Origin of the sequence: Polynucleobacter sp. AP-Nino-20-G2 (assembly GCF_018688235.1) — a bacterium.
Lineage (GTDB): Bacteria > Pseudomonadota > Gammaproteobacteria > Burkholderiales > Burkholderiaceae > Polynucleobacter.
In genome coordinates, this window is the sequence record NZ_CP061313.1 from 1571671 (window position 1) to 1597084 (window position 25414).

General features: G+C 42.5%; 29 protein-coding genes. 7 read left to right on the forward strand and 22 right to left on the reverse strand.

Translation table 11 applies throughout. The features are described 5' to 3' along the window. Nucleotides 1-75: 75 nt before the first annotated feature. The 16 genes from FD960_RS08210 to FD960_RS08285 form a co-directional block, all read right to left on the reverse strand. Nucleotides 76-1203 carry an autotransporter outer membrane beta-barrel domain-containing protein gene (locus tag FD960_RS08210; protein ID WP_215298563.1) on the reverse strand — a complete coding sequence of 376 codons (1128 nt, stop codon included), beginning with the start codon at nt 1201-1203 and terminating at the stop codon, nt 76-78. A gap of 962 nt (nt 1204-2165) precedes the next feature. After that, nucleotides 2166-2942 carry a porin gene (locus FD960_RS08215; protein ID WP_215298564.1) on the reverse strand — a complete coding sequence of 259 codons (777 nt, stop codon included), beginning with the start codon at nt 2940-2942 and terminating at the stop codon, nt 2166-2168. A gap of 273 nt (nt 2943-3215) precedes the next feature. Further along, the gene (locus tag FD960_RS08220) at nt 3216-4205 is read right to left on the reverse strand and encodes a tripartite tricarboxylate transporter substrate binding protein (RefSeq protein ID WP_228385062.1); all 990 of its coding nucleotides are present in this window, start codon (nt 4203-4205) and stop codon (nt 3216-3218) included. Next, complete coding sequence (locus FD960_RS08225; RefSeq protein WP_068949218.1) at nt 4192-5502, reverse strand: aromatic acid/H+ symport family MFS transporter; 1311 nt, start codon at nt 5500-5502, stop codon at nt 4192-4194. The genes FD960_RS08220 and FD960_RS08225 overlap by 14 nt, the downstream gene beginning before the upstream one ends. Nucleotides 5503-5504: 2 nt before the next feature. After that, nucleotides 5505-6308: a 3-oxoadipate enol-lactonase gene (gene pcaD / locus FD960_RS08230; RefSeq protein WP_068949219.1), complete on the reverse strand. Its 804-nt coding sequence runs from the start codon at nt 6306-6308 to the stop codon at nt 5505-5507. Between the two features lie 8 nt (nt 6309-6316). Further along, nucleotides 6317-7525: a 3-oxoadipyl-CoA thiolase gene (gene pcaF / locus FD960_RS08235; RefSeq protein ID WP_072582878.1), complete on the reverse strand. Its 1209-nt coding sequence runs from the start codon at nt 7523-7525 to the stop codon at nt 6317-6319. Next, a complete protein-coding gene (locus FD960_RS08240) occupies nt 7522-8172 on the reverse strand; it encodes a 3-oxoacid CoA-transferase subunit B (protein ID WP_215298566.1) in 651 nt (216 codons plus the stop codon). Before FD960_RS08240 ends, pcaF begins: the two co-directional genes overlap by 4 nt. 2 nt (nt 8173-8174) lie before the next feature. After that, complete coding sequence (locus tag FD960_RS08245; RefSeq protein WP_215298568.1) at nt 8175-8843, reverse strand: 3-oxoacid CoA-transferase subunit A; 669 nt, start codon at nt 8841-8843, stop codon at nt 8175-8177. Further along, complete coding sequence (locus FD960_RS08250) at nt 8836-10035, reverse strand: benzoate/H(+) symporter BenE family transporter (RefSeq protein WP_215298570.1); 1200 nt, start codon at nt 10033-10035, stop codon at nt 8836-8838. Before FD960_RS08250 ends, FD960_RS08245 begins: the two co-directional genes overlap by 8 nt. After that, on the reverse strand, nt 10035-10820 hold the full coding sequence (locus FD960_RS08255) for a 1,6-dihydroxycyclohexa-2,4-diene-1-carboxylate dehydrogenase (protein ID WP_215298572.1): 786 nt from the start codon (nt 10818-10820) through the stop codon (nt 10035-10037). Before FD960_RS08255 ends, FD960_RS08250 begins: the two co-directional genes overlap by 1 nt. Then, nucleotides 10820-11842: a benzoate 1,2-dioxygenase electron transfer component BenC gene (gene benC / locus FD960_RS08260; protein ID WP_215298574.1), complete on the reverse strand. Its 1023-nt coding sequence runs from the start codon at nt 11840-11842 to the stop codon at nt 10820-10822. The genes FD960_RS08255 and benC overlap by 1 nt, the downstream gene beginning before the upstream one ends. A 17-nt stretch (nt 11843-11859) precedes the next feature. Next, nucleotides 11860-12351, reverse strand: coding sequence for a benzoate 1,2-dioxygenase small subunit (gene benB / locus FD960_RS08265; protein WP_071466649.1), 492 nt, complete (start codon nt 12349-12351; stop codon nt 11860-11862). After that, the gene (benA, locus tag FD960_RS08270; protein WP_215298576.1) at nt 12348-13718 is read right to left on the reverse strand and encodes a benzoate 1,2-dioxygenase large subunit; all 1371 of its coding nucleotides are present in this window, start codon (nt 13716-13718) and stop codon (nt 12348-12350) included. The genes benB and benA overlap by 4 nt, the downstream gene beginning before the upstream one ends. Before the next feature lie 43 nt (nt 13719-13761). Further along, nucleotides 13762-14682 (reverse strand): catechol 1,2-dioxygenase, encoded by a 921-nt coding sequence (catA, locus tag FD960_RS08275; protein WP_215298578.1) that lies wholly within the window; start codon nt 14680-14682, stop codon nt 13762-13764. Nucleotides 14683-14756: 74 nt separating this feature from the next. Further along, a complete protein-coding gene (gene catC / locus FD960_RS08280) occupies nt 14757-15047 on the reverse strand; it encodes a muconolactone Delta-isomerase (protein ID WP_215298580.1) in 291 nt (96 codons plus the stop codon). Between the two features lie 11 nt (nt 15048-15058). Next, on the reverse strand, nt 15059-16204 hold the full coding sequence (locus FD960_RS08285) for a muconate/chloromuconate family cycloisomerase (protein WP_215298582.1): 1146 nt from the start codon (nt 16202-16204) through the stop codon (nt 15059-15061). A 100-nt stretch (nt 16205-16304) separates the two neighbouring features. Between FD960_RS08285 and FD960_RS08290 the strand changes: the two genes are divergently transcribed. Continuing rightward, nucleotides 16305-17219: a LysR family transcriptional regulator gene (locus FD960_RS08290; RefSeq protein WP_215298583.1), complete on the forward strand. Its 915-nt coding sequence runs from the start codon at nt 16305-16307 to the stop codon at nt 17217-17219. 261 nt (nt 17220-17480) lie between these two features. On the opposite strand, the gene FD960_RS08295 is transcribed toward FD960_RS08290, so the two are convergent. From FD960_RS08295 to FD960_RS08310, 4 genes are read right to left on the reverse strand one after another with little or no spacing between them, the layout of a single operon-like run. Then, nucleotides 17481-18002: a hypothetical protein gene (locus FD960_RS08295; protein ID WP_215298585.1), complete on the reverse strand. Its 522-nt coding sequence runs from the start codon at nt 18000-18002 to the stop codon at nt 17481-17483. Between the two features lie 10 nt (nt 18003-18012). Then, nucleotides 18013-18537: a hypothetical protein gene (locus FD960_RS08300; protein WP_215298587.1), complete on the reverse strand. Its 525-nt coding sequence runs from the start codon at nt 18535-18537 to the stop codon at nt 18013-18015. 9 nt (nt 18538-18546) lie between these two features. Continuing rightward, nucleotides 18547-19365: a hypothetical protein gene (locus tag FD960_RS08305; protein WP_215298589.1), complete on the reverse strand. Its 819-nt coding sequence runs from the start codon at nt 19363-19365 to the stop codon at nt 18547-18549. Between the two features lie 13 nt (nt 19366-19378). After that, a complete protein-coding gene (locus FD960_RS08310) occupies nt 19379-20215 on the reverse strand; it encodes a hypothetical protein (RefSeq protein ID WP_215298590.1) in 837 nt (278 codons plus the stop codon). 231 nt (nt 20216-20446) lie between these two features. Here FD960_RS08310 and FD960_RS08315 point away from each other — a divergent pair, with 231 nt between their 5' ends. Then, a complete protein-coding gene (locus tag FD960_RS08315; RefSeq protein WP_215298591.1) occupies nt 20447-21250 on the forward strand; it encodes a hypothetical protein in 804 nt (267 codons plus the stop codon). Between the two features lie 5 nt (nt 21251-21255). Here the strand turns inward: FD960_RS08315 and FD960_RS08320 are convergent, their stop codons facing one another. Next, on the reverse strand, nt 21256-21828 hold the full coding sequence (locus tag FD960_RS08320; protein WP_215298593.1) for a site-specific integrase: 573 nt from the start codon (nt 21826-21828) through the stop codon (nt 21256-21258). Nucleotides 21829-22107: 279 nt separating this feature from the next. Here FD960_RS08320 and FD960_RS08325 point away from each other — a divergent pair, with 279 nt between their 5' ends. Further along, the gene (locus tag FD960_RS08325; protein ID WP_215298595.1) at nt 22108-22596 is read left to right on the forward strand and encodes a hypothetical protein; all 489 of its coding nucleotides are present in this window, start codon (nt 22108-22110) and stop codon (nt 22594-22596) included. Between the two features lie 378 nt (nt 22597-22974). Here FD960_RS08325 and FD960_RS08330 read toward each other — a convergent pair whose 3' ends face one another. Further along, the gene (locus FD960_RS08330) at nt 22975-23343 is read right to left on the reverse strand and encodes a hypothetical protein (RefSeq protein ID WP_215298597.1); all 369 of its coding nucleotides are present in this window, start codon (nt 23341-23343) and stop codon (nt 22975-22977) included. A gap of 47 nt (nt 23344-23390) precedes the next feature. Here FD960_RS08330 and FD960_RS08335 point away from each other — a divergent pair, with 47 nt between their 5' ends. From FD960_RS08335 to FD960_RS08350, 4 genes are all read left to right on the forward strand, one after another. Beyond that, nucleotides 23391-23828, forward strand: coding sequence for a DUF6641 family protein (locus FD960_RS08335; RefSeq protein WP_215298599.1), 438 nt, complete (start codon nt 23391-23393; stop codon nt 23826-23828). After that, on the forward strand, nt 23825-23974 hold the full coding sequence (locus FD960_RS08340; protein WP_215298601.1) for a hypothetical protein: 150 nt from the start codon (nt 23825-23827) through the stop codon (nt 23972-23974). Before FD960_RS08335 ends, FD960_RS08340 begins: the two co-directional genes overlap by 4 nt. A gap of 392 nt (nt 23975-24366) precedes the next feature. Further along, nucleotides 24367-24708 carry a hypothetical protein gene (locus FD960_RS08345; protein WP_215298602.1) on the forward strand — a complete coding sequence of 114 codons (342 nt, stop codon included), beginning with the start codon at nt 24367-24369 and terminating at the stop codon, nt 24706-24708. Nucleotides 24709-24712: 4 nt separating this feature from the next. Then, complete coding sequence (locus tag FD960_RS08350; protein WP_215298603.1) at nt 24713-25369, forward strand: putative quorum-sensing-regulated virulence factor; 657 nt, start codon at nt 24713-24715, stop codon at nt 25367-25369. The last annotated feature ends 45 nt before the right edge of the window (nt 25370-25414 follow it).

A 25414-nucleotide genomic window follows, 5' to 3' on the forward strand; every position in this document is an offset into this window, starting at 1 on the left:
TACCGACCCACAGCAGCCACACATTTATAAAAAACCCGCCGAAGCGGGCTTTATTAAAGACTATTAATCAAGTGCTTACAGACCAACTGTGTACGTAGCCATCACAGTAGTTGTAGAAACAGCCTGATACGGCTCTTGACGATAAATGCCGGTCACACCTAAGCGTTGATTCTTTGCCACATCGTAAGTAGCCCCAACCATTGCTGTTGGGCGAGTCTTAACGGGGTTAGCGTTAAAGTTCACCGGGCTTAACCCAGCAACACCAGTTGCAGATACAGCACCATTAGCGGTATTGGTATCAGTCTCTACCCCAGCACTGGCAAAAAGATTGGTTTGAGGGATACCTCTATAGCTAGCCCCTACGCCTGCTAAAGCAGTAGTGGCATTGGTATTGAGTGCTGAGTAAGTCAACGGCGCTGTGACTGTTGCAGAAGTACCTTCTGTATAGCCACCCATATTGTTTTGGGTATAGCGAACACCGGCATATGGAGAAACAATCACGCTCTGTGCAACCCCAAATCCATACTTAACTACCGCTTGAGCGCCTTGGCTATTTAACTGGGATGAGCCTGAACCAGCTTCGGATGTCCCAACCACTTGGCGGTTAATCGTAGTGTTCTTTTGACCATAGGCCAAGGAGACCTTTACCTCAGCGCCAGCACCATCTAAACGTTCATTCCAAGCACCAAACAGGCCAATGAGTGGCGTGTTATTTCCGAGGTTTACGGTAGAGCCTGCATTATTGACTGAGAGGTTCTGGTCTACATACGCGCCTACACGATAATTAATGTGTGGGCGATAAGCAGCAATGAGAAGACCGCTGGTGTTATTCAAGCCGTTAGCCGCTGAGACTGCCGTATTTCGACCACCAGCAGATACGCAAACATTATTCTTATCAAATAAGGCGCAATCGTAGGCAAAGCTGTTAGCTAGAACTGAGTTCTGCAGTGTGTAGATATTTTGCAAAGATGATGCAGTGTTGACAAGGGAAGTTTGGGTGTCCGCAGCAGAGGGACCCTCAACAAGGTAAGTCACCGATAAATTCTCCCAGCTTGGTTCTCCACCACCGGGGATGGTGCCAATATAAAAGAAAATGTTTGGGTTTGCCGTAGTGGTAGTAAGACGAATACTAAAGTTTGTAGAAGTATTTAAAGCGCTTCCAGTCAATGAGGTGGTTGCACTATCCCCCAACTTAATAGACATTGTGTTTGAGAGGCTATAACTAAAATTGTAAGCACCTGAGACGGCGTAGGTTCCAGCTGAACCCGTAATGGACTGACTAAGCGAACCAGTCCCCGTATTCTGATAAGCATAAAATACACCACTCGAAGCATAGGCTGACAGTAAATTAGTTATTGTCCAGCCAGATGTGCTATCCCCAGTAAAGGTTGGATTAACTAGCAAATTAGCTTGAGAATAGGCATTCGTCACTAATAAGCTGCCAGAAATTAAAGTCAGAAAGAAAGCAATTTTGATTTTTTTTAAGAGGCACATGGCTACGTGAGGATAAGTGTTGGCTGTAGAGCTAATATTTTAAAAAACCGATTATGCCTCCAATCTATGACTAACCTACTAGATTGCGCTTAATAATTTGTTGAGACAAGAGTCTGCGACAATAAAACCCCATTCACCAACCCCGCCCCAATACCCCTTACTTAGACTTACAAAATAAAAATCGGGTTATGTTCGCTTTGTTTGGAGCTTCTGTCCAAATCTTTCCAAGTAAAACTAAAGATTTAGACAAGATTGAAGTTACTTGCGTTGAAATGGAAGCGCTTACACAGTGCAAGTCACCCTCCTAACAATTTACGACATACGTAATGTCGCTTACTGGCCGAAAGCAGCCCTTGAGCACTTGCAAACCAAGGGCAACAAATAGTTCATTGCTCCAAGCTAGAGCCATATATCTATTGGGGTCTAGCGGTGATATTTGCTACACACCGACTACACATTAAAGAAAAACGACTTAGGAATTTCTCCCTAAGTCGCTAATTTCATTGGTAGGCCCACCAGGACTTGAACCTGGGACCAAAGGATTATGAGAGCAGATACCCAAAGAAAACCATTAGGATTTCAAGAGGTTACGTTGTCTGGTTATCGGTGTGTGAGTATTTGTGTGACTAGATTAACTAGATCATAAGGAGTAATGCCTCACTCTTTGGTTTTCAAAACCAATGAATATTTGGAGCAACCATTTCACACTTCGTTGCTCCACAGTGCCTTTTGAGAGATTTATAAGCGTTACTTAAAGTAACGCTTATATAGCGAGGGGCAGCTAACGATTCGTAGCTGCCGCCCAAAGAAAAACCACCCGTAATGGTTGCCCCTGATGTTGTTTGTGTTTCGTTTTTATTATTTAAAGTATAGATACCGCTTGCGGTAAACCCAGCAATTGAATCGGTTTTAAATGACAATGTATTTGCCGTGCGAGCTGTAAAACCAATGTAGCTAGTTCCAGCGCTTGCACTCGCAATTCCCTGCGCACTTGCGTATATGACGTTACCAGTCAGGTTGTTAAAGTTACCTGGATCCGTTGCTAACCCTGCGTTAAAAATTGGCGTGTATTGCAAACCAAGTGCCGCTTGTCCAATACCATTCTTTTTTAGACCAACGAATGACTGTCGATTAAATAAGCCATTATTTGCATTGCCACCTAAGTTTGCATCTTGAGGATAAATTTGAAATTCTGTTGTGAAAAATGCGGATGATCCACCACCCAAGTCTTCAATTCCTTTTAGACCAATACGACTAGAGCTCTCTGCATTCTGACCAAATTGACTTACTGTTGTCTTTGTTTCTGCGCCTGTTGTGGGGCTGACTACTCTTGAGTTGCCGCCTACATAACCCGCATCAATAATTCCATACACCGTTACACTTGATTGTGCTTGTACGCCGCTTGCACAAACAGCTGCTAAGCCCGCCGCTGTAATAATCTTTTTCATTTCCTATTTCCTTTACCTTTTAACTTTCAATTAATTTTGGTGACCCGAATGCAAAACCTGCAATCGAAGCCAGTCTAGGTAAAGAACTGCATGATGTCTAATGCATTTTAATGACACTTAATATAATTAAATGTAATACATTGCTATAGTGAAGTAGATAAATGAATTCACAATTAATTTCTAAACTTTTGGACGAAAATTTGTAGCAAAAAAAATGCCAACAAAGGCTCAAGCTCTGTTGGCATTCAGAATGAAAATGTGGGTAGCTAGATCTTAATCAGCCTTAATTTGATTTACTGAAATAACCTTTCCCCAGCGTTCAATTTCTTTATTTAGATAAACCCCCAGCTCTTCTGGCGATGATCCTATAGGTTCAGCACCAATACTTTCAAACTTATCCTTAATGGCAAGAGTATTCATACTGGCTACCAAGGCTACATTCAACTTCTTAATAATAGGCTTTGGAGTATTCGCTGGCACAAAAACTGCAAACCAAGGCGTGACATCATATCCTGGTAACCCAGACTCAGCAATGGTTGGTATGCCTGGCAAGGCCTTAGAGCGCTTGATTGTCGTTAAACCGATTGGCCTTAGCTTTCCAGAAAGAATATGAGGCTTTGCAGAAGTGATGCTGTCAAACATGTAATTCACTTGACCGCCAAGTAAGTCAGTCACTGCTGGGCCGCTACCCTTATAAGGAATATGTTGCATATCTATTTTCGCTAACGACGTAAATACCTCTCCAGCCAAATGAATAGAAGTGCCGTTACCTGCTGACGCATAGGTAATCCTTCCAGGCTGCGCCTTTGCATTTGCTATCACATCCGCAACTGTTTTTACGTTAGGCTGGGTAGCATTAGTAACCAATACATTAGGCACAATAGCAATGAGACTAACGGGCGCAAAATCCTTTATCGGGTCATAGCTTAATTTTGGATATAAAAACTTATTGGTAGCCATGCCAATTGAAGTAATCATCATTGTGTAACCATCAGCTTCAGAACGAGCTACTAATTCCGCTCCAATATTCCCGCCTGCACCGGGCTTATTTTCGACAAAGATTGTCTGACCCAAAGATTTGGAGGAGCTATCTGCAAGTGCGCGTGCAATCACATCCATTGCCCCGCCGGGCGGAAAAGGAACAATCCATTTAATTGGCTTAGTGGGCCATTCCTGTGCATTAGCCATACTGAAGTACAGGAATATTGCAGCAATTCCAATGCCCTTTCCTATCCAGGATGGCTTCCGTTTATTTCCCATCATGCCCACTTTTCCCTGCTAATGAGATTGCAATACATGCAATTGCGCCTGGAATTGCGAATGCATAGAAGTTAAATTCCAATGGCAAACCCAAGCTTAACAAAGTACCGCCTAGCACTGGACCTAAAATAGCGCCCACACGACCAATGCCAGAGGCCCAACCAATACCAGTGGAACGAATTTTTAATGGGTAGTATTGCGCAACATAGGCATAGAGCAAGATTTGAGAGCCAATTGTGGTTGCGCCTGCAATAGCTACCAATAGATTTAAAACAATGAATGGACTCTTAACACCTAAGAGACTAATTGAAGCGGCAGCGCAAATAAAGAAAATGGTAAGTACCTTGCGTGGATGGAACTTATCGGCAAGCCAACCACCTCCAACCGCTCCAAAGATAGCGCCAATGTTTAGCACCATCAAGAACATTAGGCTTGAACCCATCTCATACCCAGCTTTGTTCATTAGCTTTGGAAGCCAAGATCCCAACGCATAAACCATTAATAGGCACATAAAGAATGAAGTCCAGAACATTAAAGTACTTAATACGCGACCATCTTTAAAGAGCGAAACCAAAGGTACAGAGCTAGAGGCTTTACCTAATGGATAGATATATTCATTAGAAAGCAATGTGCCGCGCTCTGGGGCGATTTTTTTTAATATTTTTCCAGCATCAGAGTTCCGATTTGATTTAATCAAAAATCCAGGTGACTCAGGCAGATAGTAAAGAATGATTGGTAGCAGCAGCAGTGGAATAATGGCAACGAAAAAAACTGAGGGCCAGCCATAGGTCGGAATTAAATAGATTCCTACGCCAGCCGATAACATACCGCCAACTGAGTAACCGCTAAACATAATCGTTACCAGCAGGCTACGAATTTTTTTAGGTGAATATTCAGTCATCAAAGCAACCACGTTAGGCATTACGCCACCAATGCCTAATCCAGCAATAAATCGACAGATACCAAACTGCGTAAGGTTTTCTGCAAAACCATTAATAAAGGTAAAGAAGCTAAACAATGTAACGCACATTGCAATAGTCTTTTTTCTCCCTATCTTGTCTGATAACGGCCCAAAGAACATAGCTCCAAACATCATGCCAAATAATGCATAACTACCCAAAGTCCCTGCCTGCATGGGTGATAACTGCCATTCGGCCATTAATTTAGGCAAAACAACTCCATAGATGACGAGATCGTAACCATCAAAAATGATGATTAGACCGCACCAAAATAAAAGACCCCAGTGAAATTTATTAAACCTCGCTTCGTCTATTAACTTATGAACATCAATTTGACTCATGCTTATGTCTCCAATTTGTGTTTGATTTGATTTGCAAAAAATTGCTTGATTACTTGATTGAATTCAGTTTCTGCTTCAATGTTTGAAATGTGCGAAGCAGGCACCTCTTGTAGTTGAGACCCTTTAATTTGGGACTGCATATACTGAGCATCACTAATAGTGGTAACAGGATCTTTATCCCCGCTGATAATTAATGCAGGAATATTGATTTCTGAAATCCCCCCCTTAAGATCCTCAGTAGCCAATGCCTCGCAACAACTTGCATAACCTTCAGGGTTCATATTTTTCAAGTTAATCAGTAATTCGTTAACTGCTTTAGGGCTTGAACCATAAAACTCTGGTGTAAACCATCTCGAAGGAGCGGATTCTGCGATAGTATTGAGACCCTCTTTTCTAGCTAAAGCCGCCCGCTCATTCCATGCCTGCTCATTACCTATTTTTGGCGCAGTATTTGCAATCACTAACGCCTCAATTCTTTCGGGCGCATTGACCGCTAGCCATTGACCAATAAGCCCGCCCATCGAAATTCCACAGAAGAAAGCCTTATCAATACTGAGGTAATCAAGAAGACCTAAAACATCATTTGCTAGCTGTGCAATGGTGTACGGACCCTTTGGAGAATGAGTTAATCCATGACCTCTAGTGTCGTATCTGATTAAGTAGAAATCTCTTCTTAATACTTCAAGCTGACCATCCCACATAGAATGATCTGTTCCTAAAGAGTTAGAGAAAATAATTGCTGGTTTGTGAGGATCGCCATCTGTCAAATAGAAGATGTCAATTCCGTTAATGTGCGCAATACTCATTACTACTCCTAAACTCGTTCAATAATCATGGCTATGCCCTGCCCAACACCAATACACATAGTGCAAAGAGCGTATCTACCTTTAGTGCGAATCAGTTGATACATAGCTGCAGTTACTAATCGCGCACCAGATGCCCCTAGTGGATGCCCAAGAGAAATAGCGCCCCCATTTGGATTGACGTGCGCCGCGTTGTCAGGAAGACCAAGATCACGAGTAACTGCTAAAGCCTGCGATGCAAATGCCTCATTTAGCTCAACCACATCCATCTGACTAAGCTTTAAACCTGCTTTTTCCAAAACCTTCTTCACTGCAGGCGAAGGACCAAATCCCATGATTCTTGGAGCAACGCCAGCCGCAGCCACAGCCACAACACGCGCCTTTGGAGTCAGGGAATGCTGCTTTACACCAAGCTCTGAGGCAAGAAGCAAGGCGCAAGCGCCATCATTTACGCCTGAAGCATTGCCGGCAGTAACTGTGCCACCTTGTTTAACAATGCTTTTTAGAGAAGCTAAAGTTTCTAGGGTGGTGAGACGCGGATGCTCATCCTTAGAAAAAACAACAGGATCGCCCTTTTTCTGCGGAATATTTACCGGAATAATTTCATCGTCAAAGATGCCTGCAGCCTGCGCCTTTGCAGTACGCTGCTGACTAGTAAACGCAAATAGATCCTGATCAGCCCTGGAAATCCTAAAGTCTTCGGCAACGTTTTCTGCTGTTTCTGGCATGGAGTCAACGCCATACTGAGCCTTCATTAAGGGATTAATGAAGCGCCAACCAATAGTTGTATCTTCAATTTTTGCCGATCTTGAATACGCAGAGTCGGCTTTACCCATTACAAAAGGTGCCCGAGACATGCTCTCTACACCCCCCGCAATCATTAGATGGTTGCCGCCACCTTTAATTGCATTTGCAGCTATACCAATGGCATCAAGACTAGAGCCACAGAGTCTATTGATGGTGGATCCAGGCACTTCCACTGGTAGACGAGCCAACAAGCTGGCCATCCTAGCAACGTTACGATTATCTTCACCCGCCTGATTGGCGCAACCAAAAATAACGTCATCTAACATTGACCAATCAACAATATTACGCATCATGAGAGCTTGAATTGGTAATGCAGCCAAATCATCCGCCCTTAAAGTAGATAGTGACCCACCGTACCTACCAAAAGGAGTTCTAATGGCATCACAAATATATGCATTTGAATTATTTTTCATGATTGAGCTATAGATAAAGGTGCGTCAGTTAGTTTTTGCAGCTCGCCCAAGGTGAGCCCAGGAACCATTTCACTCACAACCAAACCGTTTGGTGTGACATCGATAACAGCAAGATCTGTATAAATGCGATTTACGCAACCCATACCGGTAAGTGGGTATGTGCATTTTTCAACAATCTTTGCCTCACCATTCTTGGTGACATGCTCCATCGTTACAAATACATTTCTTGCGCCAATTGCTAAATCCATTGCTCCACCTACAGCGGGAATCGCATCTGGCGAACCAGTGTGCCAATTTGCTAGATCACCATTTTGAGCAACCTGGAAAGCGCCCAATACACAGATATCAATATGTCCACCGCGCATCATCGTGAATGAATCGCCATGATGGAAATAGGAGCCGCCCTTTAATAGGGTGATAAATTCCTTCCCCGCATTGATCAAATCAGGATCTTCGTCTCCCTTAGCTGGAGCTGGACCCATGCCAAGAACCCCATTCTCGCTTTGCAAAAATATCTCTTTATCAACATCAAGGTAATTAGCGATTTTTGTAGGCAACCCAATACCTAAATTTACGTAAGAGCCCTCCGGAATATCTTGAGCCACTCTTTGAACAATTTGCTCTCTAGTTAAACGTTGGTATGCCATTTTTATTTCCCCTTCACAGCAACAACGTGCTTTACAAAAATACCCGGTGTAACAACATGCTCGGGATCTAGATCTCCCAGAGGCACCACTTCATTTACCTGAGCGATGGTGCATTTAGCTGCGGTCGCCATAATGGGGCCAAAATTTCTAGCGCTCATTCGATAAGTAAGATTGCCCCAGCGATCACCCTTAAATGCTTTAATGAGTGCAAAGTCGGCATAAATCGGATACTCAAGCACATAGCCTTTGCCATTAATAACTTTGCTTTCTTTGCCTTCAGCCAAGAGGGTGCCAAATCCTGTTGGGGTATAGATAGCACCAAGACCAGCCCCTGCCGCCTGAATGCGAGCCGCTAAGTTACCTTGCGGGACTAATTCGAGTTCAATTTTTTTGGCGTAGTACAACTTATCAAACTCATAAGAGTCAGATTGCCTTGGAAAGGAGCAGATAATTTTTTTCACCTGGCCTGCTTTGAGCAAGGCGGCCAAACCGACATCACCATTTCCAGCGTTGTTGTTTACTACTGTTAGCTCTTTGGCTCCATGCTCAATCAAAGCATCAATTAACTGCGCAGGCTGACCAGCCGTCCCAAAGCCACCAATCATGACGGTTGAGCCATCTTTGATTTGTTTTATAGCTTCATGTATTGAAGCCGATGTTTTATCAATCATTCTTTTCTTTACTCTTTAATTTCAATAAATCTTTATCAAAAACAACATATGCAATAGATCCAATCACAATTCCCCAGAATGCTGATCCCAGACCTAAAAAAGTCATGCCAGATGCAGTTGCTAAAAATGTGATTGCGGCAGCCTCACGATGATCGGGTTCTTCTAAAGTGCTCATGAGGCTAGTGACGATTGCGCCAAGTAAAGCTAAGCCAGCCAAAAGCGCGATGAGCTCTTTTGGAAGACTGGTAAAAATGAGAACGATTGAACCTGCTAAGGAACCGCCAATTAAAAAGAAAACGCCGCTGAAAATGCCTGCAACATATCGCTTGTTTGGATCTTCGTTAGCTTCTTTGCCTGTACATAGGGTTGCCGTAATTGCTGCAGTCGTAGTGGTAATGCCACCAAAGAATGCGGTTACCAGGGACATGAAACTTGTAAAAGTAATAATGGGCTTAGCGGGCACGTGATAGTTCGATAACTTGAGGATTGCCATTCCCGGCAAGTATTGGCCGGTCAAACTTACTAGAACCAACGGTATTGCAAAGCTGAATGTTGATTCCCAAGTCCACACAGGAGTGATGAATGTAGGATGGGCCAAAGCTAGCCTGAAATTATCTGGATTAACATCACCAATGAGATATGCCAGCCCGATTCCTGAAAATAAAACAACTAAGATCGCGAATTTTGGTATCAACCTTTTGAATATCAGATAAATTCCAATCATCGATAAAGCCAAGGCAGGCATGGTTGATACAGATTTAAATATATTGATACCAAACTGAAATAGAATGCCCGCCATCATTCCGGCCGCTATTCCCTTGGGTATATGCTTTATTAGCTTGTCAAAGGTACCCGTAATGCCAATTAATAGAATGATCATTGCGGCAGTGATATAAGAAGAAATTGCCTCATTGACCGACATATGCGGAAATAAGGCGATTAAGAGCGCAGCGCCAGGAGCGGACCAAGCAGTAATGATCGGCATCTTGTATTTCCAACTGAGATAAATCCCGGAAATGCCACCACCAAACGATACCGCCCATACCCAAGAAGATAGAACTTCATTAGATACCTGAGCTAGAGATGCGGCCTGAAAAAATATCAGCATCGGCCCAGCATAGGAAATCAATACAACTAGAAATCCAGCCGTAATTGAAGAGGGTGAAATATCTTTGAAAAAGGCGCGCTTCATTAGCCCAAATCTCCGCCACCAACCGGTAATACTGTGCCAGTGATATAAGATGACTCATCAGAAGCCAGGAACAAAATCGCCCTTACCTGCTCCTCAATTGTTCCATACCGATGCATCAAACTGGAATCAATCGTTTGGTCAATGATCCCTTGATACCAAACCTCTTCTTGCTTGGATAATTTATTCTTGTTTCGGGGAATTTTTCTCGGAGGAGCTTCAGTTCCACCAGTGGCGACGGCATTAAAGCGAATACCATCTTTAGCATGCTCAAATGCTAAGCTAGCAGTCATCGCATTTACTCCGCCTTTTGCTGCGGCATATGGAATGCGGTGAATACTGCGAGTGGCAATAGAAGAAATATTTACGACAACGCCATGCTGTTGCTTAATCATCACTGGTAATACAGCCCTACAACACCATAAGGTTGGAAACAAGGAGCGACGAATCTCTGCTTCTATTTGATCTTCATCATAGTTCTCGTAAGGCTTTGCCCAAATAGTGCCACCGACGTTATTAACAATAATGTCGATCTTTTTAAATGCCTTTACTGCCTCGGAAATTAGTTTGGTAGCACCAGCATAGGTCTCTAAATCAACTTTAACCGTCAAAGACTTTGCTTTTAGCTTACCTAGCTTCTTTGCCACCTCATCAACTAGATCAGAGCGGTCAGCCAAAACAACCTTTGCGCCCTCTTTGGCTAAGGCAATTGCTACACCTTCGCCAATCCCCTGAGCGGCACCCGTGACAATAGCAACTTTATTCTTAAATCTTAGCGCCTGAGTCATCATGCACCTACAGCACTTGGAGAGAATTTCTCAAACAAGAAATTTGCTGGGGTAACACCCGCTCCAGCCAACCAATTTCTTACAGCATCCACCATGGCTACAGGACCACATAAGTAGACATCCACGTCGCCCTGATTTAGCCATTCGCTTTCAATATGCTCTGTGACATAGCCCTTGCGATCATGAGCACTTTCAGGAGAAGCTACTACTGTTCGGTACTCAAAACCAGGCAGCTTTGTTTTCATGGCTTCGAGCTGATCTAGGGCTACTAAGTCCATATCATTTGTCACACCGAATACCATCTTGATTGGATGCGCAGATCCCGATGCAGCTAAAGAGTCTAGCATCGATAAAAATGGTGCAATACCTGTTCCACCAGCGAGAAATAACACCGGACGCTTAACTTCGCGCAGATAGAAACTACCATTTGGTCCGGCAAATGAAATCGCATCGCCTGACTTACCAATGTCTGCTAGATACTGACTCATACGACCATTAGGGACATTACGCACTACAAAAGATGCAATGGATGCGCCTGGCGGAGAGCTAAAAGAATAGGCCCGCGTTAAGTCTGTTCCTGGAATTTGCACATTGACATATTGGCCAGGTAGGAACGTTAAAGAAGCAGGATCATCAAGCTCAATTGAGAACCCAATTGTTGAGTTCGATAGTTTTTCAATCTGTGCAATCTTGCCTGGGAATGATGAAGATCCAGTCTTACATGCGGCAGATGATGCGGGAATCTTCACCACACAATCCGACTTGGGCTTCATCTGACAAGCCAGGATCTGACGCTGAGCAGCTTCTTCCGGAGTAAGTGCATCCTCTATATAACTAGACTCAGGTAGATCGTAATCACCAGATTCACATAAACCACGGCAGGTACCACAAGCCCCATCCCTGCAATCAAGCGGAATATTCACTTTCTGACGATATGCAGCATCAGAAAGTTTTTCGCCTTCGTTGCAGGAGATAAAGCGAGTTACCCCGTCTTCAAACTGTAGTGCGATGTTATAGCTCATAGCATTCCGCCGATGTATTAAATGTGATAGATATCAATGACTTGACTGATGTAATCATTTTTAAGAACGATGTATTTGTTCAAAATGATTGGCTTATCGCCAGAGAAGTCGATTACATAACGAGACATACCAAAGTAGCTGTAGTTGGTTTTGTATCGATGACTTAGGGTGTGCCAATTAAAGCGAACCGTACAGATATCACCATCACGCTTCTCTAACTCAACATTAGTAATGTTGTGACAGGTTCTTGTGTCGGGCATAGTTGCGCTTGAGCGTTCAGTCTTAATGCGGAATACACGATCCTCAAGGCCTTGACGATTTGGGTAATAAATCAAAGAAATTTCTTCTTGTGGATTTGTGACTAACTCATCGTTATCGTCCCAGGAAGGCATCCAAAACTCAGCGTCTGGGCTATAGCAATTAAGCCACTCATCCCACTGCTCATCGTCCAATAGGCGACTCTCGTAATACAAAAATGCATTGATATCTAATATGGAGATTGTTTTCATGCGTTCACCTGCTCTTGCTCAACTGCTTTTTTCATTGTTTCAAGCCAATAGCGATGCTGAACTGTGTACAGGCCCTCATCTTCAGTTTTCAAGCCACTTAATACGGGTTTCAAGCCGATCTCTTTAGCCGCATCGTCAGCGCCTTCAATCCAATGCTCTGAACCACGACACATATCGTTCCACTCGATCGTCTTTGCAGCAAAGCCTTCCTGGCAAGCTCTAAACTCTTCCAAGTCATCTGGAGTAGCCATACCGCTCACGTTAAAGAAGTCCTCGTATTGACGAATTCTTCTAGAGCGCGCTTCTGCTGACTCGCCTTTTGGAGCAATACAGTAGATAGTGACTTCAGTTTTATCAACAGCTAATGGGCGCAGTAAGCGGATCTGTGAACCAAACTGATCCATCAAATACACGTTTGGATATAAGCAAAGATTTCTGGAGCGCTCAATCATCCAATCAGCAATTGGTTTGCCAAACTTATCGGAAAATTCCTGGTGCCTCGGGAAATTTGGCCGGTCCTGTGGATTAGCCCACTTTGTCCAGAGGAGCATATGGCCGTGATCAAATGAATAGAAGCCACCACCCTGCTTACCCCACTTGCCAGCATCCATTGCTTTGATGTTGTCTTCGCGAATTGCTTCTTGCTCTTTACGATGGTTGGTAGTTGCAGCATAGTTCCAATGAACAGCAGATACGTGATAACCATCAGCACCGTTTTCTGCCTGAAGCTTCCAATTACCGTTAAAGGTATAAGTTGAGGCGCCCTTCAATACTTCGAGTCCATCAGCAGATTGATCCACAATCATGTCAATGATCTTGGCGGCTTCACCCAAAAAGTCCTTTAAAGGGGCAACATCATTATTTAAGCTACCAAATAAGAAGCCACGATAGCTTTCAAACTTAGGCACCTTCTTGAGATCGTGTGAGCCTTCCTTGTTAAAGCACTCTGGGTAGCCGGCCTCCTCTGGATCTTTAACCTTCAAGAGCTTTCCGCTGTTATTAAATGTCCAGCCGTGGAATGGGCAAGTGAAAGTAGCCTTGTTGCCGCGCTTATGACGGCACAACTGAGCGCCACGATGGCTACAAGCATTCATCATGGCGTTCAGTTCACCCTGACGATTACGAGAAATGAAGATTGGCTGACTACCAATATAGGTAGAGTAGTAATCATTGATGTTTGGGATTTGACTTTCGTGCGCCAAATAAATCCAATTACCCTCAAAGATGTGCTTCATCTCTAATTCAAACAAATCTTTATCGGTAAAAGCACTACGGTGAAGACGATAGTCGCCCTTCTCCTTATCCTCAATTAAGAATTCATCAAGGCTTTTGAGTTTTGGACTGTTATCTACATGAATTGGGATCATTTTTTATCCTTTATGAATGGGATGCTGGCATCCCATATTCAAATTACGCAGCTGCGCGAGTTCTCTCGACAATTCCAGAGGCAGCGGCTGGCTTCTCAATCACCATCTGAATATCGAAATCAATCGAAGCAAATGGTTTGCTTACACCCTTAGCTTTAAGTTCGGCTGCGTCATTAACGCGAACTACTGGAGGAACAAGTCCTTCACGACTTGCAAAGGCGAAGTCATCCCAGAGATATTTATCGCCATCAATATTGATTTGAGTAGTTAACTTTCTGTGACCAGGTGCAGTTACAAAGAAATGAACGTGCGCTGGGCGTTGGCCATGACGACCCAATAAATTCAACAAAGCTTGAGTAGAACCATCCGGCGGGCAGCCATAACCATTTGGCATGATGCTTTGGAATGAATAGCGACCATTCTCATCAGTAATGATGGTGCGACGTAAATTGAATGAAGACTGAGTCTTATCAAAGAATGAGTAACCACCCAATGTATTGGCATGCCAAACTTCTACCTTGGCATTTGGTAATGGCTTACCGTCAGCACCAAAAACTGTACCTTGCATAAACAATGGTTCTGCTTTATCCACCTCAGAGCCATCGTCCATGCGTGCAAAGCCTTTTGACTCTGGAGCACCAGCAACATATAAAGGACCCTCAATAGCACGTGGTGTACCGCCTGTTAGGCCAGCCTTCTCATCGGCCTCATCCGCGCGCATATCTAAGAAGCGCTCTAGACCAATGCCAGGAGCCAATAGGCCTAATTCATTACGTGCGCCAGCCTCTGAGAAATACTCTAAGCCCTTCCAGAATTCCGTTGGGGTAATGTCCAAGTCTTCAATTGCTTTGCATAGGTCAGTAACCAAGCGCAATGTAATTTCTTGAACACGCTTGTTCGCAGGAGAATCGGCTGCATCAACAATCCATTCTTTTGCTAATTTTTCAATATCAGTATGTTTCATTTTGTATCCTATTAATTTGTATGTGTGTAATTAAGTTCGCTACCAACTGCATATCTGTGAAATTTTTCAAATAATTAACTGTCGTCCCCCCTTACGGAAGATGGATGTCTGCACAAAGGCATTACTTCAATTTGCATGTATGGGAAGAGTGGAAGTGTCGAAATAGCTGTATGCAATTCCTCTACGCTCGCAACATCAAATACGCTAATGTTTGCGTACTGGCCAGCGATGCGCCAGAGATGACGCCACTTGCCAGAGCTTTGCAATCCTTGCGCAATTTCTTTTTCTTTCTTTTTCAATGCCGCTGCCTCAGCCTCTGGCATTGAAGTGGGTAAATTCACATTCATTCTTACGTGGAATAACATGTTGTCTCCTTTTATGCAGGTATCAAATCAACTTGGTCTGAATGACCTTGCTGACGTTTTAAATAATTAATTTTTTCAATGTCTAGCCGAATGCCAAGACCAGGACCTTTAGGAACCTGTAGAGAAAAATCCTTGTAAACCAATGGCTCAGTCAGAATTTCTTCAGTAAGTAATAGCGGTCCGAATAATTCGGTTCCAAATGCTAAGTCGCTGAAAGTAGAAAACACATGGGCAGAGGCTGCTGTACCAACTGCACCTTCAAGCATGGTGCCGCCATACAAACTAATGCCACTAAGTTCTGCAATGGTTGCTACCTGAAGCGCTGGGAAGAGACCGCCTGACTGATTGATCTTGACGGCAAAAACATCGGCTGCAAATTTATTTGCTAGTTCCAATGCATCAAAAGGACCATGCAATGCTTCATCGGCCATGATGGCAACATCAAACTGATTAGTCAGGCGAGCCATGCTTGCTTTATATGAAGCTTTGACAGGCTGCTCAATTAAATCAATTCCACCTGCCTGAAGTGAAGCTATACCTTTAACAGCATCTAATTCACTCCATGCCTGGTTCACATCTACACGCACACTGATATCAGAGCCTAATGCACGTTTAATTGCGAGTACGTGTTCTACATCCGCTTCAACAGAGCGCAAGCCAATTTTCAATTTGAAAATATTGTGTCTGCGCAGTGAAATCATCTTCTCCGCTTCGGCAATATCTTTTTTGGTATCTCCACTTGCTAATGTCCATGCAACTGGAAGCTCATCCCGAACGCGGCCGCCTAGCAATTCACTAACCGGAACACCAAGGCGCTTACCTTGAGCATCAAGCAATGCAGTCTCGATTGCGCACTTAGCAAAACGATTACCTTGTATAGTAGAGCGCAACTTATTCATTGCCTTGGCAACCTGATCGGCTTTCATACCAACAATCAGGGGTGCCATATAGGTATCGATATTGGTCTTGATACTTTCTGGGCTCTCTTCACCATAATTCAGACCTCCAATCGTGGTGGCCTCACCCCATCCCTCAATACCGTCATCACAAAGAATGCGCACCAAAACAAGAGCCTGGGCATTCATCGTGGCCACAGATAACTTGTGTGGGCGGATAGTCGGCACATCAACTATTAGGGTTTCTACTGATTTGATCATATCTATTTCGTATAGTTTTTCGATAAATGAACTCTAAACAGGTCTTTTTGACGAGTCCAAGACTGATTTGGTATCCTTTTGATACTTAAAAGGTATACATATGGAATTAAGGCATCTACGCTACTTTGTTGCTGTTGCAGAAGAAAAGAACTTCACTAGAGCTTCTGAAAAACTGTTCATAGCACAGCCGCCCTTGAGCAGGCAGATCCAACAACTCGAAGAAGAGTTGGGCGTAACTTTGTTTGTAAGGAACTCGCGACCCCTCAAACTGACAGACGCGGGCAACTTTTTCTATGAGCATGCCAAGCAGGTTTTAGCTAGAACTGGCGAACTCAAGGCTATGACTCAACGGGTTGGTAATATCAACCGAATTCTGAATGTCGGTTTTGTTGCATCAACGCTCTACGGAAAACTTCCGAAAATTATTCGAAAATATCGAGCCAAATTTAATTCCATTGAATTGCGGATGTATGAAATGACAACAATGGAACAGCTCAAAGCTTTGAAAGATGGAAAGATTGATATTGGCTTTGGACGAGTACGTCATGAAGACGCCAATATCAGACGGATTGTATTGAGGGAGGAAAAACTCATTGCTGCAGTTCCTTATGAGCACCCACTATCAAAATCAAACAAGCCCATCAACTTAAAAGACTTAGCCGATGAAAATCTCATTGTCTTTCCAAAAAATCCCCGTCCTAGTTACGCAGACCAAGTATTAAATGGTTTCAAAGAAAGGGATGTTCATCCCAAAAAGATTATTGAAGTTCGAGAATTACAAATAGCTATTGGCCTTGTTGCTGCAGGCGAAGGTGTATCCATTGTTCCATTTAGCTTGCAGGGCATGAAACGTGATGACGTTGTATATCTAGAATTAAATGAAAAGCATGCCTACTCCCCCATCATCATGAGCACTAGATCAATGGATAAGTCTGAAGAAATTAAGGCAATGCTTGATTTAATTTATTGCATCTATGACGAAGAGGGTATTTCTTATACGAGAGAAGAGTTATAAATTTGCCGCACACTACAACCCCAATATATTTTTGTAGGTAGATTATTTAAAGTATCGCCATTGAAAAATGTGTAGTATTTGACTACACACTTTCTAGCATGCCCAGCGTTACTTAAAGTAACGCTCAAATGACCAAACCCCACCTTTAGTCTCAAAAGCTAGCTTTTTGTAATGTTTAGGTCCTGTTTAGGTTCTCTGGTTATGAGAGCAGACATCCAAGGTAGACCATTAGGATTTCAAGGGGTTACGTCTCCTATATAACTACACTTTATTTAAAAGGTAAAACGATTCAGGCTTCCGCTTTAGCCAGTTTCTAATAGAGTCTTTAGTCACCACATAATGCTCAGCTGCAGCTCGCATCGTAGGAAATTCACCATCAGGCGTCATGATTGGTTTAGCCGACTTCATGCCAGCCTGACTGGGAGCATTTAAATTTCTTACCGTCTTTGGTAGCTTTGGATCCAAAAAATAAAATCCTGGCTTTTGCGATCGCTCAATCCACCAATGGATAGTTTGACCTAGTACACCATAAGTCTCAGCAGCAAGCTTGATTGAAGCAAACTCCCCTAAAGGGGTCATTACCCTTCTTTGCCACTTCGATTTATCAATCGTACCTTGCGCATAACCCCTATTCATAATTTCAGATCTTTTTTTACCGAAATCGGCCGGAAGCCTCTTACCCTTGAGCGCCATTGTTTGTCGACTCCCATTCCACCTAGAAAACTCCTCCCAAGTAACTTCGGTGCCATTACTTAACTTAATCATGTGATTGCTATTGTTCATTTAAGCCTCCTTATTCGCTATATAAAAATTCATTTTTTCGCATCGTACGAATCCAAGTCTTAATCGTTCTAGCGCCAACACCGTAGCGTCTTGCCGCAGCGTTAATCGAGTCAAACTTTCCATCTGGTGTAATGACAACCTTTGCTTTAGATCCTTTCCCTGTATCGCCGCTTGCCGTATCTAGAAAATAAAATTCATCGCAGCGTGTTTTACGCATCCAATCCCGTAATTTTTCTGTGTTAACACCATAATGATCTCTAGCTTCTTTTAACGACGAAAACTTGCCCGCTGGCGTCATTACGGCTTTAGCCATTCCATTCTTGCCACCAAAGTTCCAGTTAATTTTTCGTGTACCTTTTTCATAACTTTCCTTTACGATCTGCCGCATTTTGTTCGAATGATCAACACCCCAGACCATGTTTTTAGCATGTGGGTTTAACCCCATTCTTTGCTTATGCGCACTCCAAGAGGAAAACTCCTCCCAACTTACTTGCCGCCCATCTGCTAGAGAAATAATTACATTGTTATTTTTCATATAGCCCCCTTATTCCTCTGTCTCGTTAAGTAAGCCGCTATCTGCCATACATTGCCAATCTTTAGCATTGATCGCGATAAGCTGCGCTAATTTCACCGCGGTACGTAAACTTATCTTGTCTAACTTTTCTAAGTTGTCCTCGATGTACTGCAAAATTGCAAACTCTTGTTTTTTGCTCAATTTAAAATCACCCAGTAAGTTTTTCTTTGAAACCATGAAGCACACTTGTTTAAAGCAGCTTTCCTTTGAGCCGTCAGCAATAACAAGCTTATAACTACGATCTTTTAATGCATCTAAGTGCGCTGAAAGATCGCCTTTTGTACGTCCGTTAAAGCCAATGTTCGAAATTAGAATTACGCTGCCTTTAAATTCAAACGAGTCCGGAATATTTGTACCTTTCAACGGGGAAGTACTCTCCCAGCTAATTTTTCGTACCGCAGATGTATCAATTGCTGCTTTTAATAAATTGACTCCTTCAATTTTCTTAAATACCGAATCAATATCATCCAATACCAAAACACTGTTTTCATCTCTATGCAAGTACAAATTGCCATACAAGCTCAGCGGGGTCATATGCCCCTTAACTACTTTGTATTTTCCTTGGGCATATTTGTTCAAGTAGTTTTCAACAGAGTATGTCTTTCCAACTCCCGGAGGCCCGTTAACAATTAAGTTATGTATTTTTCCGTTTGCAATTTGCTTGATGTAAGTCTCAACATTGCTATAACGCTTCTCAAGATCCCTGTAATTATCTTTGTCGTATTGACATCCAGCTTTATTGGCTGTCATCCGTAATCCGAAATTGCCGTTTGTTTTAGTTGCGTACATGATTATTTTTCCTTTAGATTGATTGATTTTTTGATTGATTCATTTCTTCGCGCACTTCATGCTTAGCTTGGTCTACTGCTTCACGCACAGCTCGTCTTTTTTGAGCTTCAGTAACAACCTTAGCTACGCCAGTTCTTGCTTGATCTATGTCTTTGCATAAGTGTTTTGAGAAAAACCTGATCGCGTAATGCTCAAAAGTTACTTCAGCTGGCAACTTGCCAAGAACGTTGTACTGACCATTAGCACTTACTGAGCAAATAACATATTCATAAGTGCAGCTCTTGCTGTAAATTCCGTTAAATGCTTTGGGTGCATCAAAGCTAGCAAACGGCATTTCGGTGCGTGCATTCAAAAACTCATACGCTAAGCTAAGCTGCTCTTCTTCTAAGTCTTGAATAGCTTCTGCTGCCTGCGTGTCTACCCCAATAGCGCGTATTTGCTCAATACCGCCAGCCTGCTCTAAATACTCAGTAAACTGCGCTGGGGCAATTTGATTTACCCTTGCAGTTTGAATTGCCCTTGCATACACGTGTGCAGTTTTACGATCAGCACGAGTGATGTAGCGCACTAATACAGTGACATCAGAGGTATTGTCTTGCGTCTTAATGCCGTACTGCTCTTGTAGGTTTTTACGAACTATTTTGATCAGATCAGCCTTATCAACAGCCGCATCAAACTGATCAACTAATACTGCAATCTTCCCTAATAAGCTATACAACGCTTTACGCCCACCAATCACATAATTTGTATTAAATGCCTCATGCTCAGCCGCTAAATCCTCAGCCTGCCCAATCAGCGACTTTGTTACGCCTAAATTACCCTCCAGAACCACTTCTTGATTTGCTAACATTTTTATTTCCTTTGTAAAAATTGATGTTTAAAAATCACCGAACTTGTTTGTTGCTGAGTAACAATTTAATTTTTAATTCATCAATTTTTTAGGGATTTGGTTATTGCGCCTTCTCCCTAAATCGCACAAAATACTGAAAATATGACCTCAATACCTGTATTTTTCGATGTGTTAATGTGGAATCAATTTAGCTAGTTAATTAAGCGCAGTAGCTCCAGAGGGCCCATACAAATGACCATTCATTTCTTCTTAAAGGGGCTTAGCCCTGAAGATCGGCTATTCCCCCAAACTCTGGAGAGCTCCTCAAAACTGGCTAAAGGCACCCTCTATGAATCTTGGTTTGATACCCTCAAGGCATCACCTTGGTATGAAAAGGTTTCACAGACATTAGAGTTTCCAAGCGAGGTATCCCAAAGAACCTGGGAGCTATTTGGAGACTTACGAGACATAGAGTTTTCAGCATGGTGGCAACGTACTGGCTATCAGATTTTCTCTGAGCAAGTTCCATACCAAGCCATACAAGTCTTAGATAAAGATCAACCTGAATTAACCTTCAAATTAAATCAGCCAGTTAATAAACTGCCAACCCTAAAAATAGAAGTTCCATTGAATTTAGCTCCTAAGGCACTAAAAGCTCAATTTGATGAAATATTAGAGCGCTACAGTGAGTACTATCGGGAAAAGGATGATCGCTGGGATCACAGTACTGCCCCAGCCCATCAATACCGTGAATCTAAACTAACCTATCAAACGATTAAAAAATGGCTTGATGTTTATAAAGCCTATCAGCAGCAATCTGCAAAACCAGGCTTTAAGCTCTACAACTTTGCTTACAAAATGGACCTTCACCCCACGCTATTTAAAGGCTTGCGAAAAAATGTGGATGTGCCCGAGGATTTACGTATACAAGCTGCAAATATTGCCAGTGATATTTTGAAATCCGCTAACTTTTTAATGGCAAACGCTACAGAGATGAAGTTTCCCTGCACTGATCCTCATCCTTGGGCAGTCTCTGAAAAACGCAAAAAGAGCTAAGCTTATTAAATTAGCTCTACCGCTTTACGCTTCATATCGTCATTGACATCAATATAAGCCTGCGTTGTGCTGATATTTCGGTGCCCTGCTAAGCTCATCAGCACTCTTACCCCAATACCTTTACTTGCTAAGTTAGTAATGAAGCTACGGCGACCACTATGACTAGTAGCACCAGCGATACCCGCTGCTTTATATATGTGCTTAAAGTGCTGCGTAAGTGTATTAGCCGTAAATCCGCGTTTTGGATACTTCTGCGTGGGAAAGAATGCGTAGTTGCGGTCTTTAATGGCGATCTCATTGGCAAACGCTTGTAACTCCGCTTTTAAACGTTCATTTAGGAAGACTGTGCGTGGATGGCGACCTTTAGTTTGCTCTGGCAATAAGCGGATCTCACTTTTGACTTGGTTTTCAGGGTCTAAAACGTCGCATACACGTAGGGCCGCTACCTCCCCTACTCTGAGCCCACCCCAATGCGTTAATAGCAACATAGCGCGATTACGTACGCTGTGTTTGGTGGCTTTTATATACTCCAAAACTTGGGTAAGTTCTGTACTACTAAACGATTTTGCTTGTGGCATATAGCTGTCCTTTAAATGTAATAAATACGCAGCTACAGTATGTTTTCTGATGTTTGGTTTGGACAACCGACTATGGCTTAAATGCCACAGAAAAAAGGGCTTTCGATTTCAACGACTTACAAGACAACTACAGGAAAGTACTATTTCCTGTAGTTTTTTATTTAGCCAGTTTTTACTGGAAAACCATGGCATAAATGGCTAAAGTACTAGGAAATACATGACTAGCATTAAAACAAACCATTATTAGAAAATCCCACCCAGATACTCACTTTCAATTTCATGAAAAATTTTTATCACATATTTTTTAACGTTGGCATATCTGAGGAGGCGGATTGCTGGGAGTCTGGGTATTTAAATAATGCCCAGATGGGCGAAATGAACTACATGATGGTTCAAATAGTGAAATCTGAATTGCAATGTATTGAGTTTCAAGTAAAGCATGAAGTTCGAAGAATTGAGTCAGGAGGCACACTTTCACAAAAAGAATTCACATCAAAATACTCAGAGTATTTCAATTTATCTAAGGAAGTTTTTGAAGAAATTCTTGCTATATCAATATTGCCAAAAAAACTTTCTAGATTAAATGACACTGGATTTGTAATCTATAACAAAAATACCATGGGTGAAATTAATGCTGAAGGGCTTGGTCTCATGCCAAGCGAGCTAAAAACTGCTCGAATTGCATTTACTTCGGTTGAGCAAGAGCCTCTCGGGGAGGATAATTTTTTAGATCATGAAGAAATTGCAGCGATCTACATTCCCGACTAGATGCATATAGGCGAACTGCGTTCTCCTGTGATTTCGCTTCTCGCTCATCACATTTTTCTTTTCTCTGATTCTTTTATTAATTGATGATTGGGTGATAGAACTTTTAGCCAAACGACGGCTATAGCACTTAAAAAGCACTATGAGCCGCCGCTACGTGTAGATTGGTCTGATGTCACTTCCAGCTAACACGACTCTAGAGGGTATTCCGAAAGACTGATGGATTAAAACTTTCGACCTATTTTGGCATTGATTTGCCTAATAGGAACCTGCGGCCACCTGTTATACATAACCTCTAGAGCGATTATGTCAGGGCGGGGTCATTAGCCGACGTATTACAACCCGCGTTTTCTGCCGTTTTAGGTGGGCTAACCTTCACTACTATTGCCTATGTATTTGCCTGCGAATCTTCTTATAAAGATTTAATACTCCAAATATCTGCCTAGCCGTTGCCTGTGTTTGCTTCAAATTAAATGTCTGTACTTGCTTTAGTTGCGCCTGATCTAATCGCAGCCTATGTTCTTGCAATAAGCAGTGAGCGGCTCTTTTTGCCAAAATAAACTTGGCTTCCAAATCGGGATTGATGCACTTTTCCGGATTAAGTCCCTGCGATCTAAACCATTGATCTGTAGCACTGCTGTCTTTGAGGGTCTTATATCTATTCATATAGTTATTTAGCAAACCACACAAATCACCACTAAATTTCTGGTTTCTAGTGGTTACCAATTTTTCAGGTTGCTCAACCACCATTTCTGATCATATTGTTGTATGTGCCCATTCACTATTAAGGAGTAAACATGAGCACACTAGAAACACTGAAATTCGTCAGCGTTACTAAACCCACTAAATTACCCGCTGTTGTCCAAAGACGTAATAAGCTATCCGATAAGCTTTGGGAACAGATCCAATTAGCTGAAGCTAAAAGCGCTGGCACAAGCTATGCCCCATTGAAAACCAAACGATTAAAAGATATTGAAGGCAATATCAAAATCTTAGAAGTGCCAAAACGTATCAAGCCTTGGTGGTTTACTGCCCAAAATGGCAAGTCCTGCCTTGTTGTCAGGTACGGATCCAAAACGCTAGAAATATCACAAGGTAAATCGGCTATTGAGCTAGATAAGCCCTATGAACTTATACATACATTAGAGATGATTAAAACGGCTGTAGAAGCTGGCGAGCTAGATGCACAAATAGAGCGGGCGGCTGGACTGCTTAAAGAAGGGTTTCTCAAATGAAGAAATACTTACTATGGGTACGTATTAACCAAACCCAAACCGCCAATACGATTGTGTATGCAGAAGGTCAATATCAAGCCAGGCAATTGGGTGAGATGCAGTACGGCATAGGAAATGTACTTAATTACACAGAAATTCATGAATAATAAGCATTGGGTTAAATACATTAATGCGCTTCTATGAATTTGGCATTAAACCCATTAAACCCTTATCAGCCCTAACCCCTGAAAAAGCACGCCTTGCCCACCTCAAGCAATCTAGCGAGCGAGCCAAAAAACTTTATAAGGCTGAACGAGAGCGACAAAACCTGATTAAATCCCAACGTAAGATTTTTAATCTTTCGAGACCTTGATTCATTTTGACTGAAATCGGGCTGGTTTTTGGTGGTTTTAAGTCAAAAAAGGGATCAATTATCATGACGGATGTCAGGCTATGCTACGCTGGCTTTAAATACCTTTATCACCGTTACTTTAAGTAACGATTGGCTACCTGCAATACTAGAAAACTCAAATTAAGCAACCGCAAAGAAAATCTAATCATGCCTAAATCACTTGAAGATTATCAGCTTGAATTTGATCACCTTGATCAATACTTGTCTGACTCTTTAGATAATGGAATCATAACGGGGGATCACTATGACAATGCCGGAATGATCATTAGCGCTCTATATCCTGATGAGACTCGTAGCATTAATATGAAGAATGGAAATCTTGACGAAGGCTCGGACCCAGATGATATTGGCGGGATTCCGATGCTAGATATGCTATTTAAGGCAGTTGATGATAAGAAACAATTTGTGAGTGATTTTAGAGAGGCAATTAAAGAATGCCGAAACTACAATATTGATGAGGTTGTAGCTGAAATTATCAAATCAAGATAACTACATGACCAAAACCATTATTTTCGATACCGAAGCTACGGGCATAAAAGAACCCGTATTAATTGAAGCTGCTTGGGTTGAGCTTGAGTCTATTGAGCCCTTTACTGTTACCAACCCTTTCGTACAGCGTTATAACCCTGGTAAACCCATTACCCTTGGTGCACTAGCTACTCATCACATTATGGATGAAGAGTTAGTTGATTGCCCACCAGCAGCTAGCTTCACCTTGCCTGGGCATGTGGACTACATCATTGGGCATAACGTGGACTTTGACTGGGAAGTAATTGGCAAACCTGAAATCAAACGTATTTGCACGCTGGCACTTGCTCGCAAGCTTTGGCCAGATTTAGATAGCCATAATCAAAGCGCACTGATGTATTACTTAGAGCGGGCTACAGCACGTGAGCAATTACGCAATGCCCACTCAGCCATTGCAGATGTTGGTGTTTGTGCTGTGATCCTTGATCATATTTGCCAGCAGCTAGGCGTTAAAACTATTGAAGATTTATATAAGGAATCCGAGAAGGCTAGAACCCCAACCACAATGCCATTTGGCAAACATAAAGGCTTATTGCTAGCGGATGTTCCCAGTGATTACAAACAGTGGCTACTGACTCAAGGAGATATTGATCCCTACTTACGGAAGGCATTAGGAGCATAGATTTAAATCCTATGGCACGCTTATTCAATCTCGCCCGACCCACCA